This window comes from Amycolatopsis sp. 2-15 (genome assembly GCF_030285625.1).
GTDB lineage: Bacteria > Actinomycetota > Actinomycetes > Mycobacteriales > Pseudonocardiaceae > Amycolatopsis > Amycolatopsis carbonis.
The window spans coordinates 1,181,128-1,193,745 of sequence record NZ_CP127294.1 but is presented as its reverse complement, the minus strand read 5'-3'; the positions used below and the strand labels follow the sequence as shown (position 1 = coordinate 1,193,745).

The window sequence follows — 12,618 nt, the reverse complement described above, 5'->3', positions numbered from 1 at the left end:
GCCGGGTGCTGGTCGCGGTGTACGCGATCTTCGCGCTGGCCGCGACCTCGCGCGCCGGCGTCCAGATCGGCACGAAGTTCCACGAAGCGCCGCTGGCCTACGTGCTTTCGGCCTTCGCCGCCGTCGTCTACCTCCTCGCGACCTTCGCCCTTGCCAAGGGCGGTGAACGCTGGTGGCGCGTCGCACTCGTGGCGTGCAGCATCGAGTTCCTCGGCGTGCTGACCATCGGCACGCTCAGCGTCTTCGACCGCCAGGCCTTCCCCGACGCGACCGTGTGGTCGGTCTACGGCCAGGGTTACGTGTTCATCCCGCTCGTGCTGCCGCTGGTCGGCCTGTACTGGCTGTGGCGGACCGCGCCCCAGCGCGTCTCGGCCTGAGCGGCCTCGGAAACACTACGCAGAACTGCACGTAGCCGTCGATCCTGCGGAAAACAGGTATCCCCCCGGCTACATTCGTCGGTTCCGGCATCCGGACAAATCCCCTGATGATCAGGGCCTCTCCGAGTCCCCACCGGAACCCCGCGGCGAGATCCGCCGCAGAAACGAGCGAACATGCGTCTGCGCACGTGTTTGATGCTGCTCACCAGCAGAACTGCACCGCCACGATCATCGCCCCGCGCTACATCCTCACCGCGAAGCACTGCGTCGCCGAGTCGGGCACTTACACCTTCCGCATCGGCAGCCTCGACCAGACCGCCGGCGGCACCACCGCGACGGCCGACGCGATCACCAAGTACCCGGGCGTCGCCGACCTGGCCATCGCCCACCTGTCCACCTCGGTCAGCGCCACCTACTCGCCGCTCGGCCGCACCGGCGACGTCGCCGTCCGCCAGACCGCCCAGGTCTACGGCTGGGGCGCCACCAGCCAGTGCGGCTCGGAGATCAACTGCCAGTCGCGCCTGCTCAAGGTCGCCGACGTCCGCGTCAACTCCATCACCTGCCGCGACTACACGGGCGGCATCGCCGTCTGCGCCAACCGCGGCACCGGCATCACCGCCGGCGGCGACTCCGGCGGCCCGATGTTCGCCTCCGGCCGCCAGGTCGGCGTCGCCTCCACGAGCGACCGGTCGAACAACACGGCGTACACCAACATCACGCAGGACCGCAGCTGGATCTCGCAGGTCGCGGGCGTCTGACGGAACGTGACCGGGCCGCCACCCTGCGCGGGCGGTGGCCCGCTCGACCAGGCGACGGGAAGGGTCCGCGCCGCTTCGTGGTTGTCACTACGAGAAGACGCAGCGGAACGAGGAGACCCATGTCCCAGGCAACGCAGCAGAAGATCCCCGGCCCCAACCACCCGATCACGGTCGAGGTCAACCCGGCCCGCGTGCTCGTGAAGCTGGGTGACACGGTCATCGCCGACACGACCCGGGCGCAGGTGCTGCGCGAGTCCACGTACCCGGCGGTGCAGTACATCCCGCGTGAGGACGTCGACTTCGCCGCCCTCGCGCGGACCGAGCACCACACGTACTGCCCGTACAAGGGCAACGCGGCCTACTACACCCTGACCTCGGCCGGTTCCGCGGGCGACAATGCCGTCTGGACGTACGAGGAGCCCTACGACGCGGTGTCCCCGATCAAGGACCACGTCGCCTTCTACGCGGACCGCGTCTCGATCGAGGAACTGCCCGCCTGACCCACGCGAAAAGCCGGGCGCGCCCCAGGAAACAGGGCGCGCCCGGCCTTGAAACGATCAGCGCGTGACAGCCAGCTGAGCCGACCCCGTCACGCCACCGCTGGTCACCGAGATCGTCACGGTGCCCGCGCGGCGAGCGGTGATCTCGCCCGTCTTCGCGTCCACCGAGGCGACGCGAGAGTCGCTCGACGACCACACGTGCGAGGCCGGATCGGCGATCGGCATCTTGGCGGCGGGGAGGTTGTCCCCGCCGACCTCGGCGCCGGTGGCGGAAGCGCTGACCGAAGCACCCACCCGCAGCGAAGCCGAGGGCACCGTCACCGCGATCGACGACAGCACCGGCTCCACCGAGAACTGCACGTCACCGCGAGCAGTGTGCAGCAGCACGAAGTGGTAGATGCCGCCCTCGTCCGAAGGCGCGTACGCCGGCATGCCGAGGTCCGCGATCGTCAGCTGCGGGACACCGCCGGCGGCCGGCGACGTCGGGTTGCCCAGCGGGTCGATGACCTGGTCGGCGAACCCGCGCGCGTGGCCGTAGAGCATCACCACGTGCTTGTCCGGGTGCGTCTGCTGGTAGCGCTGCACCAGCCGCACGTACATGCGCGCTTCCCACCGGTCGCTGAATTGGCTGTTGGCCACCGGGTGCGGGTCGTACGCCGGCATGTGCGTGGTCACCAGCACGGTCTGCGACGAAGCGTCCGTGAGCTGCTTGACCAGCCACGGGTACTGCGCCTCGGCGGGCGATTGGAACGCGTCCGACGACTGCAGGCTGCCGTGCGCGTTGTCGGTCACGATCACCTGCGCGTCGCCGGCCTTGTACTGGTAGTGCGTGGCCCCGAAGACCTGGGCGAAGTTGCCGTTCTCCGGCAGCACGCCCTGGCTGATCTCGTGGTTGCCCACCACGTCGTGGTACGGCACGCCCAGCGCGGCGATCTTCTGCTGCGCGTACTGCAGGTCGGCGAGTGCGCCGTCGTCCGACATGTCACCGAGCGCCTGCACCGAAGACGGCCGTGCCTGCGAAGGCAAGGTCGGCAGCCGGCCCTTGATCGTGTCCATGACGTTCGACGACGCCGAACCCGGGTCGCTCGCCACCATGTGCGCGTCGTCGCCCAGCAGCATCGTCGAGCCCGAACGCGAGAAGTCCGCTGCGTTCTCCGAGAACTTCAACCACGACGGGTTCTGCGGAATCGCCTGGTACGGCGGCGCGACCAGCGGGCGCGGTGAATACAGCGCCTGCAGACCGCTCACGTTCAGCGTGCCCGACGTCGTCTGGCTCGGGTTGATCGTGAGGAAGCCGACGAAGCTGATCCGTAGCGGGAAGTTCAGGCCCGGCGGCAGCGTCGCGATGGCCAGGCGCCAGTCCTTCCACGTCACCGTGGTCGGGTACAGCGTGGTGGTGGCGCCGTCGATGCCGATGTACGACTCGGCCAGCTGGATGCCGGTGCCGTCACCCTTCACCCACACGCCGATGCCGGTCGGGTTCTGGCCGCCGGCGTTGGCGCCGGCCGTGATCGTGGACTTCGGCGACAGCACAAGCTGCTTCACGCCGGAGCCCGCGGGCATCGTGTACGTCAGCTGCGTCGAGGCCGAAGCCGTCGAACCCGGCGGGACCACGCCCGGCGCGGCGACCATCGTGGCCGGCTGGCCCGTGGTGTTGCGCAAGCTCCACGCCGACGGGTCGCTGAAGTCGTTGAGCTCCTGCGACACGCTGCCGATGGCCACGGTCGCGGTCGCCGTGGCGCCGCCGACCTTCGCCGTCACCTTCTCCAGGCCCGAGTTCACCGCGTCCGCCGTGAAGACACCGGACTTGTCGACGCTGCCCAGCGTTGCGTCGCTCACCGACCACGAAGCCGCGGCGGCGGGGATGGCGACCGCAGTGCCCGTGGACGTCGAGCCGGACAGGGTGAACGTCTGCGTCCCACCGTTGTTCAGGTCCGGGTCGGTCGGCGAGATCTGCAGCGACCCGAGCCGGTCGACGACCCGCAACGGCTGCACGGAGACCGCGATGCCCGCGCGGGCGATCAGCACGCCGATGCCCGCGTGACCGGCGGTGAACTGGCCGTCCTTCCACGAACCGAGCGTCGAGGGCACGACCTGCACGGACGCCTTCTCGAGCGCGGGGTTGCCGAGCGAGTCGAGGCCGAACGCGGGGACCGGCACGGTCGCGCCGGGCACGGTGTCCACGCCCTTGTTGCCGTTGACGACCATCGACCGGGCGAAGCCGGGGGCCTGCTCGGTGGAGTAGAGGAACAGGCCGTTGGCGACGGGCCGCTCGTGGCCGTCCGACGGGCTGTTCATCACCGAGACGGCCGGGTCACCGGGCTTGCGGGCCACCATCTCGGTGGAGCCACCGCCGTCGAATAGCACGGCGTTGTACGCGCCGTGGGCCACCATGTAGCCCGCGACCTGCGCCGGCGTCACGCCCAGGGCCGCGCTCGCGCCGAGGCGCCCGTCGAGCGTCGCGATGATCGTGTGCTTGCCGTCCTTGCTCACGCCGACCACGGTCTCGGGGTTGACGCCGCCCGGCGGGTTGCCGGTGGGGTCGTTGTAGACCGCGCCGTCCTTGACCAGCATGGTCGAGCCGGACAGCAGCTGCTTGAGGCCTCCGGTGTCGGCCGTGACCGAGACCGAGTCTCCACTGTGGACGGTGGTCGACAGCCACGTGCCGCCCGCGCCGCCGCCGAGGAGGCCGAGCTGGCCCTTCGGCAGGGCCGGAGCCGCGGTGACGCCCGTCTGCACGGAGTCGACGACGAACGTGCCCGCCTTCGTCTCGTGCCCGAGCACGAGAGTGCTGGCCGGGAGAGCCGTCGCGCTGCCGAGGTCGGGGGTGATCTCGGTGATGCCGCCGGACGCCACGTCGTTGACAACGTTGACAGAGGTCAGCGGAGTGCTCGCGGCACCGTCCTTGACCGAGCCGGAGAAGGTCTGCGGGCCGAGCACCATCGTGCCGTCGGCGCGCACGCCGAGCTGCGCGTTGAAGTTCGGGCGCGGGCTCTTGAGCAGCTTGCCGTTCGTGATCACGCCGCCGAGCGGGCGGCCGCTGGCGTTGATCTCGAAGAAGTCGCCGTTGACGCCGGCCACCGCGTGGGTGCGGGCGGCCATCGAGCCGACCGTCTCGTCGGCCGGGTTGGTGATCACGTCGCCGGCTTCGACGACGCCGAGGCGCACGTTCGGGTCGGCGAGGTTCACGTCCAGCACCTGGGTGCGCTGGCGGCCGCCGACGGTGTCGTAGGTCTCGGAGTACTGGGTCACGCCGCGCGTGACCGTCACCGGCGTCGTCTTCGTCTGGTCGACGACGAGGCTCCAGTTTGCGGGAGTGGCCGGCAACCACGGCTTGGGTGCCGCGGCCTCCGCCGTTCCGGTGGCCCCGAAGGTGACCACGCTTCCCGCGAGCAGAGCGGCGACCACCGCGCTGCTTCTTCGACTGCGTTTCAAGACAGCTCCTCGTTCCGGTGCACGGGGATGTGCGCACGTCACCCCAGCACCGCCTCGTGAAAACAAGATGTCCGGTCGTCGGCGCGCAGGGGTGCGGCAGGGAACGGGCGGTGCCGAACCGGGCGAAACGCCGCGTGGGTTGCGCCACACGAGCGGGGGTAGCCGTGAGAAGCGCCGCTACGTGCTGGTGTTGCCTACGTCATAACGTTGATACGGGAATGCTCTAGCGCGGATACGAGTTCAGTTGTAACGTTGGTACCAACAGAGCGAAACGACGATACGGAGACTGAGATGACCAGCAACGAGACCACGCAGCGTGTCGCGATCGTGACCGGTGGGTCGGGCGGGATCGGCCGGGTCGTGGCCGAGCGCCTGGCCAAGGACGGCATGCAGGTGCTGGTGCACTACTCGGGCAACCCGCAGCGCGCCGACGAGGTCGTGGCCGCGATCACCGCCGCCGGCGGCACCGCGAGCTCGGCGCAGGCCGACGTGGCGGACGAGGCTCAGGTCGAGGCCCTGTTCGACACCGCGGAGCAGCGTTACGGCGGGGTCGACGTGGTCGTGCACACCGCCGGGATCATGCTCCTGGCGCCGCTGACCGAGCTCAAGCTCGACGACCTTGACCGCATGCACCGCGTCAACATCCGCGGCACCTTCGTGGTCGACCAGCAGGCTGCCCGCCGGCTGCGTTCCGGCGGCGCCCTGATCAACTTCTCGACGTCGGTGACCAAGCTGGCGCTGAACAACTACACCGCCTACGCGGCTTCCAAGGGCGCGGTCGACGCGATCACCCTGATCCTGGCCCGCGAGCTGCGCGGACGTGACATCACCGTCAACGCCGTGGCCCCCGGTCCCACCGCGACCGCCCTGTTCCTCGAAGGCAAGCCGCAGGAAGTCATCGACCGCCTCGCCAAGGTCCCGCCGCTCGAGCGCCTCGCCGTCCCCGAAGACGTCGCCGAAGCCGTCGCCTTCCTCGCCGGCCCGGCCCGCTGGGTCAACGGCCAGGTCATCTACGCCAACGGCGGAGCCATCTGAGCCACCGCGTCTCCCCGTAACTGCTGCGTCGAAGGAGAACTCCCATGTCCCAGACCATCGTCATCACCGGTGCTTCCAGCGGCTTCGGCGCCCTCACCGCCCGCGCGCTGGCCGACCAGGGCCACACCGTCTACGCCGGCATGCGCGAGACGACCGGCCGCAACGCCCCGCAGGTCCAGGCCGTCGCCGACTACTCGAAGGAGCACGGCGTCGACCTGCGGGCCATCGAGCTGGACGTGAACTCGCAGGACTCCATCGACGCGGCGGTCGCGCAGATCGAAGCCGACGCAGGCACCATCGACGTGCTGATCCACAACGCCGGCCACATGGTCACCGGCCCGGCCGAGGCCTTCACTCCGGAGCAGCTCGCGGAGCTCTACGACGTGAACGTGCTCAGCACCCAGCGCGTGAACCGCGCCGTGCTGCCCGGCATGCGCCACCGCGGCGAGGGCCTGGTCGTGTGGGTCTCCAGCTCCAGCGTCAAGGGTGGCACCCCGCCGTACCTCGCGCCGTACTTCGCCGCGAAGGCCGGCATGGACGCCCTCGCCGTGAGCTACTCGACCGAGCTGACCCGGTGGGGCATCGAGACGTCGATCGTGGTCCCCGGCGCGTTCACCTCGGGCACCAACCACTTCGCCCACTCGGGCCGCCCGGCTGACGACGCCGTCGTCGCCGACTACGAGACGAAGTACGCCGGCCTGATGGAGCAGGTCTCGGGCAAGCTCGCCGCCCTGGAGCCGGCCGACGCCGACGTCTCCTCGGTCGCCGCCGAAATCGCTCGCATCGTCGCCCTGCCCCGCGGCGAACGCCCGTACCGCGTGATCATCGACCCGTCCGACGACGGTTCGGCCGAGGTCTCGGCGGTCGCCGACCGCATCCACCGCGAGTTCTACGAGCGCATCGACCTGGCGGACCTGCTGTCCGTGCGGAAGTGAGTCGCTGACGCGAAAGGGAGGGAAGCCGAATCGGCTTCCCTCCCTTTCGGCGTGACTAGGGCACTCGGATGACGATCCCCGTCAGTCCACTCAGGATGCTCGCCACGCCCGCTCGCACGGCCGCCGCCGCGCGGGCGGGGGTGAACGACGCCGGGTCGCCGTCGGTGGCCGTGGTCAGGCCGGCGCCGCGGAAGGTGGCGCCGGTCCAGTTCGCCGCGGTCACGTTGACGGTGGGTTCGGCGACCTCGGCGCCGAGCACGAGGAACTGCCGGTCGAGGTGGCTGGCCGTGACCACCGTCACGGCGTCGATGAGCTCGCTGCCGGCCGTGATGATGAGGTCCGGCGCGAGGTTCATGGCGTCGACGATGCAGTCGGTGTGGTGAGCGGGGTCGTCGGCCGACAAGACCTTGAGGCTCACCTTCTCCTGCTCGGCCCAGTCCTTCACCGCGTCCATGAGGGTCTTTGTCTGCGCGTCGTCGCCGGCTGTGAGGAGCACCACGCGGTAGCCCGGCGCCGGGTGCACGCCGTCCCACGAACCCGGGCGCGGGGTGATTGTCGCTTCCGGAGTCGGCGGTGTGCTGGTGAAACCCTGGCCGAGCACGCCGACCGCGGCGGGCGCGGGATGGGGTTTCGACCAGTCGTCGGAGACACCGCACCCGCTCAGCAGCAGGGCGGCCAGCGCGCCGACGGCGACGAGTCGTGAACGCAAGCCGGATCGTCCTTTCGGGGCAGTGGTGACGGAGTCGAGCTCCTTCCTACCCGATCGTCAGCCGGTATCCCTTGCGCCGCTTTCTTCCGTCGGCATCCGGTCGCTGCATGTTCGCCCACCCTCCGCCAGTTGTTCTCTTGAGCCCAGCAAAGTGCGGGGAGCAACTGGAAAGAGGAAGATCATGCTCCGCCGCATCCGAAGTTTCGCCCGCCTGGCAACGGTTTTCGGGTTAGCCGCACTGGCGGTTATTCTCGGTACTTCCACGGCCTCCGCGCACGGCTTTTCGTCGGTCGTCTACGCCGACGTGACGTCACCCGGGTCCGGGCAAGTGCGTGCGGAGCTGGGGCTCGAGTACGACCTGCTGGTGGTTTCCGTCGCCGACGCCGAGCACGACGACCCGCTGTTCCAGCAGGGCACTGCTGCATTCGACGCACAAGATTCGGCCGCGCAGGCGAAAGCGCTGGAAGGCCACTCGGCCGCGGTGATCAAGTACGTGACGGACCGCTTCCACGTGAGCACGGAAAGTCCCTGCGTGCCAACGAAAGACGGCGGCTTCCGCATGGAGCAGCGGGAAGGCGTGCCCTACGCGCTGCTCGACCTCGACTACCGCTGCGAGGGCGCCGACGCCCATGAGGTGCGCAGCGCGCTGTTCCCTGACACCGAGGGTTACGTCCGCGACACCAAGACGGTCGTCACCTACGACCTCGACCTGACCTCGGGCAGCGCCGCCCTCGACGCGCACCAGCCGTCGTTCTCCACGCAGCAGTCGTTCGGCGAGCGGTTCTGGGAGTTCTTCCGGCTCGGCGCGGAGCATCTGCTCACTGGTCTCGACCACATCCTCTTCCTGCTCGCGCTCATCGCCGGCTCGCGGCGCCTGCGCGAGATCGTGCTGGCGGCGACCACGTTCACGCTCGCCCACTCGGTCACGTTCGTGCTGGCGGCGCTCGGTCTGGTCACGGTGCCCGCCAACATCATCGAGCCCCTCATCGCCCTGTCGATCGCGGTGGTCGCGGCCTGGCCGCTGTGGCGGCTGTGGCGGCGCAAGGTGAACGGCATCGACGACGAGCTCCTCGGCGACGGCCACTTCAGCCTCGACCGTGCCGGGTGGACCCGGCTCGCCGTGGTCTTCTGTTTCGGGCTCTGCCACGGCCTCGGGTTCGCTTCGGCGCTCGGCATCGACACGGCGTGGTCTTGGACACTCCTGTGGTCGCTGCTGGTGTTCAACGTCGGTATCGAGACGGTGCAGCTGGCGATCATCGCGATCGTTTTCCCACTTCTCGTGCTGATCCGCCGCAAGGCGAACTTCGCTCCACAGTGGACGACCGGGGTGATCGCGGCGGCCGTGTCGGTGATGGGTCTCACATGGTTTGTGCAGCGTATCGCTGAGGGCTGACACGTAATTCGCAGGTGGTCCACCCGTCCTTCCGGCGAAGTTCACCTATCGCACACCAGAGCCGATAACGCTACCAATCGGTCTTCCCGACCCATTGACCCGAAAGGGAACGCACATCCGATGAAACCTTCCAGATCCGGGCGGAACCTCGCCTTCGGTATCGCGACCGTGGGCGTGAGCCTCGCGCTGGCGTTCGGCAACGGTTCGGCGACCGCTGCCACGTGGACGCCCACCCCGCCGGTCAAGGCCAACACCATCGTTCTCGGTGTCGGCGCCCAGGAATCGCAGCGCGTGCTGTCCTGGTACACCAGCACGAACACCGACCAGCGGGTCGAGCTCGTGCCGACCAACTGGCTCAACCACGGCAAGTTCCCCACCAACGCCAAGAAGTTCGCGGCGGTCATCGGCAGCAACTCGGTCAACGGTGGCTTCAACGCGCACGCCACCCTCGACGGCTTGCAGCAGAACACGGCGTACTCGTACCGCATCGGCAACAGCGACGGCTGGTCGCCGACGTACTCCTTCAAGACGCAGTCCTTCAAGGGCGACTTCGACTTCCTGTTCTACGGTGACCCGCAGATCGGTTCGTCGGGTGACCTCGCGAAGGACGGGGCCGGCTGGGCCGACACCCTGAACGTGTCGCTGGCCGCCAACCCGAAGGCCGAGCTCCTCGTGTCGGGTGGCGACCAGGTCGAGAGCGCCAACACCGAGGCGGACTGGGACGCGTTCCTGGGTTCCGACAAGCTGCGCCAGTACCCGTGGGCCGCCACGATCGGTAACCACGACGTGGGTGGCAAGTCCTACGAGCAGCACTTCTGGACGCCGAACACCGACCGTTCGACGCCCTTCTACAACGGCTCGCAGAACACCAACTCCGGTGGCGACTACTGGTACACCTACAAGGGTGTGCTGTTCATCGACCTGAACAGCAACGCCTACGCCAACGGCGCGGACGAGGCGCACATCGCCTACGTCACCGACGTGATCAAGAAGCACGGCAAGGACGCCAAGTACACGGTGCTCGTGTACCACCACTCCATCTACTCGCCGGCTTCGCACGCCAACGACGGCGACAACCAGCTGCGCCGCAAGGACTTCCCGACGGCGTTCTCGAACCTGGGTGTCGACCTGGTCCTGCAGGGTCACGACCACAGCTACTCGCGTAGCTACGTGCTCAAGAACGGCCAGAAGGCCAACCCGGCCGAGCAGCCCGGCGCCACCTCGGTGGTCCAGGGCCCGGGTGGCGTCGTCTACGTGACGGCGAACTCCGCCTCGGGGTCGAAGTACTACGACCTGACCGACCCGGACGTCACGAAGGACCCGAACTACGGTCCCGACCCGCTGAACCCGACCAACCACTACGCCAACTCCGTCGAGAACCAGGAGCACGTGCGCACCTATGTCAAGGTCGAGGTGCGGGACGACAAGCTGATGGTCGAGAACGTCCGCAGTGGCACCTGTGCCGCTCCGAACGCCGCCGTCGAGCGCGGCAACGACAAGTGGTGCGGCCCGGACGAGGGCGCTTCGCCCGCGGGCAAGGTCGGTTCCCTGGTCGACCAGGTCGTCATCCACACCAAGGGTGACAACGGCCACGGCAACGACGGCCACAACGGCGGTGGCAGCAGCAACGGTGGCCACGGCAATGACGGTCACGGTCACGACGACCACGACGGGCCGTGCTGGGTCAGCCAGACCCTCGGCAAGCTCGGCTCCACGCTCACCGCGTTGAGCTGACTCGCCTGATCCACCAGGCAGGGGCGGGTGCTCGCCGGCACCCGCCCCTGCCGCCCACTCCGTTCTGATCACCTGCCCGAGGACTGCACATGCGTTCCACGCTCACCCGCGCGCTCGCCGCGGTGCTGCTCGCCGCCGGGTTCGCCGCCACCACGGCGATGCCCGCCGCCGCCCAGGACACCAGTTCCCAGGACACCGCTTCTCAAGACACCGTGCCCTGGGCCGTCAGCACCGCGGCCAACGAGTTCGGCGCCGACCGCGTCAACTACAGCTACACCGCCGAGGCCGGGGAGCAGGTGCACGACGGCCTCAAGGTCGTCAACAACGGCCCCGCGCCGCTGGAGCTGGCCGTGTACACCGCGGACGCGTTCACCCGGCCGGATGGGCAGGTCGACCTCCTCGCGCGCGACAAGAAGTCGGTCGGCGTCGGCGCGTGGGCGCGCGCGGCGAGCGACCACCTGAAGCTCGGGCCCGGCGAATCGGCCGACGTGCCTTTAACCATCGCCGTTCCTGCCGGCACCAAGGCCGGTGACTTCCTGGGCGGCATCGTGACGTCGGTGCAGCAGGGCACCGTCGAGCGCCGCCTCGGCATCCGGATCCGCCTGCGCGTGGGCGGTGACCTGGCTCCCGCGTTGTCCGTGGAGGACGCGCACGTCGACTACTCGGGGACGGCGAACCCGTTCGGCACGGGCGACGCCACGCTGTCCTACACCCTGCACAACACCGGCAACGCCATCGCCGCCGCCCGTCAGAGCGCGTCGGTCGCCAGTCTGTTCGGTGCCTGGACCGCCCCGGCCGCCGCGATCCCGGACTCGCCGCAGCTGCTGCCGGGGGAGACGTGGCACGTTTCGGTGCCCGTTCACGGTGTGGTTCCGGGGGTGCGCGTGTCCGCTGACGTTTCGCTGACGCCGTTGCTCACCGACGCGTCCGGCTCCGTCGCGCCGCTCGCTGTGGTGACGGGTTCGGCTGGTGGCTGGGCGATCCCGTGGACGTTGCTGGTCGTGCTGGTTTTGCTGGTGCTCGTTGTCGTTTTCGTGGTTCGGCGGCTCCGGAAGCGCCGGGCGGACTCAGCGGGGGCAAGCCCGGCTGAGCGCCCCTCCGCCGAATCCGAGCCCGCGGCGGCCGGAACTGCCGAGTCTGAAACCGTCGAGCCCGAAACCGCTGTGTCTGAAACCGCTGTGTCTGAAACCGCTGTGTCCTAAAGGTTCGGGTGCCGCTGCGCCCACGGCGCGACGGCTTCGAACGTCTTCGCCGCCGAGAACACCGCCTCGTCGTGGTACGGCTTGCCGACGATCTGCAGCCCCGTCGGTACGCCCGACGAGCTGACGCCCGACGGCACGGTGAGCACCGGGAGCTGGCTCAGCAGGTTGAACGGGTAGGTCAGTGCCCACGCGAGGTAGGCGTCGACCGGCTTTCCGTTGATGGTGAAGGACTTGTCGTCGTTCTGGTGGTTCGCGGCCAGTGCGGGCACGGCCTGCGTCGGGCACATCAGCAGGTCGTAGTTCGCGAAGACGGCCGACAGCTTCGTCCACATCTCCGTGCGCACGAGCTCCGTCTTCTTGACCCGCACGTGGTCGAGCTGCTGGCCCTGCAGGATGAGGTGGCGCACGAACGGGTCCATTTTGTACTGCCACTGCGGGATGTGCTCGCCGGCGATGGCCGCGAACAGCCCTTGCCAGTGTGACCCAGGCGTCGTACGTGCTCTCGTTCCAGCCGAGGTCCACCTGCTCCACCACGGCGCC

The 12,618-nt window shown here is 69.0% G+C and carries 11 protein-coding genes; 8 read left to right on the top strand and 3 right to left on the bottom strand.

The annotated features are described in order from the left end of the window. Nucleotides 1-5 precede the first annotated feature (5 nt). The 3 genes from QRX50_RS05905 (at nucleotide 6) to QRX50_RS05895 (ending at nucleotide 1,635) form a co-directional block, all read left to right on the top strand. Entirely contained in the window at nucleotides 6-377 is a 372-nt protein-coding gene (locus QRX50_RS05905; RefSeq protein ID WP_353074147.1) for a hypothetical protein, read from the top strand. Nucleotides 378-484: 107 nt separating this feature from the next. Then, complete coding sequence (locus tag QRX50_RS05900) at nucleotides 485-1,135, top strand: S1 family peptidase (RefSeq protein ID WP_434533241.1); 651 nt, start codon at nucleotides 485-487, stop codon at nucleotides 1,133-1,135. Nucleotides 1,136-1,254: 119 nt separating this feature from the next. Beyond that, complete coding sequence (locus QRX50_RS05895; RefSeq protein WP_285970944.1) at nucleotides 1,255-1,635, top strand: DUF427 domain-containing protein; 381 nt, start codon at nucleotides 1,255-1,257, stop codon at nucleotides 1,633-1,635. 57 nt (nucleotides 1,636-1,692) lie between these two features. Here the strand turns inward: QRX50_RS05895 and QRX50_RS05890 are convergent, their stop codons facing one another. Further along, entirely contained in the window at nucleotides 1,693-5,070 is a 3,378-nt protein-coding gene (locus QRX50_RS05890) for a phosphodiester glycosidase family protein (protein ID WP_285970943.1), read from the bottom strand. 291 nt (nucleotides 5,071-5,361) lie between these two features. Here QRX50_RS05890 and QRX50_RS05885 point away from each other — a divergent pair, with 291 nt between their 5' ends. Next, nucleotides 5,362-6,105 (top strand): SDR family oxidoreductase, encoded by a 744-nt coding sequence (locus QRX50_RS05885; protein ID WP_220245805.1) that lies wholly within the window; start codon nucleotides 5,362-5,364, stop codon nucleotides 6,103-6,105. 44 nt (nucleotides 6,106-6,149) lie between these two features. Beyond that, entirely contained in the window at nucleotides 6,150-7,040 is an 891-nt protein-coding gene (locus QRX50_RS05880) for an SDR family oxidoreductase (RefSeq protein ID WP_285970942.1), read from the top strand. Between the two features lie 55 nt (nucleotides 7,041-7,095). On the opposite strand, the gene QRX50_RS05875 is transcribed toward QRX50_RS05880, so the two are convergent. Further along, nucleotides 7,096-7,749, bottom strand: a complete 654-nt coding sequence (locus QRX50_RS05875; RefSeq protein ID WP_285970941.1) for a type 1 periplasmic-binding domain-containing protein — start codon at nucleotides 7,747-7,749, stop codon at nucleotides 7,096-7,098. A 304-nt stretch (nucleotides 7,750-8,053) separates the two neighbouring features. Here QRX50_RS05875 and QRX50_RS05870 point away from each other — a divergent pair, with 304 nt between their 5' ends. From QRX50_RS05870 to QRX50_RS05860, 3 genes are all read left to right on the top strand, one after another. After that, complete coding sequence (locus tag QRX50_RS05870) at nucleotides 8,054-9,142, top strand: HupE/UreJ family protein (RefSeq protein WP_285970940.1); 1,089 nt, start codon at nucleotides 8,054-8,056, stop codon at nucleotides 9,140-9,142. 120 nt (nucleotides 9,143-9,262) lie between these two features. Continuing rightward, complete coding sequence (locus QRX50_RS05865; RefSeq protein WP_285970939.1) at nucleotides 9,263-10,876, top strand: purple acid phosphatase family protein; 1,614 nt, start codon at nucleotides 9,263-9,265, stop codon at nucleotides 10,874-10,876. A gap of 89 nt (nucleotides 10,877-10,965) precedes the next feature. After that, the gene (locus QRX50_RS05860) at nucleotides 10,966-12,078 is read left to right on the top strand and encodes a WxL protein peptidoglycan domain-containing protein (RefSeq protein ID WP_285970938.1); all 1,113 of its coding nucleotides are present in this window, start codon (nucleotides 10,966-10,968) and stop codon (nucleotides 12,076-12,078) included. Here QRX50_RS05860 and QRX50_RS05855 read toward each other — a convergent pair. After that, complete coding sequence (locus QRX50_RS05855; RefSeq protein WP_285970937.1) at nucleotides 12,075-12,497, bottom strand: amidase family protein; 423 nt, start codon at nucleotides 12,495-12,497, stop codon at nucleotides 12,075-12,077. The genes QRX50_RS05860 and QRX50_RS05855 overlap by 4 nt on opposite strands. Between the last annotated feature and the right edge of the window lie 121 nt (nucleotides 12,498-12,618).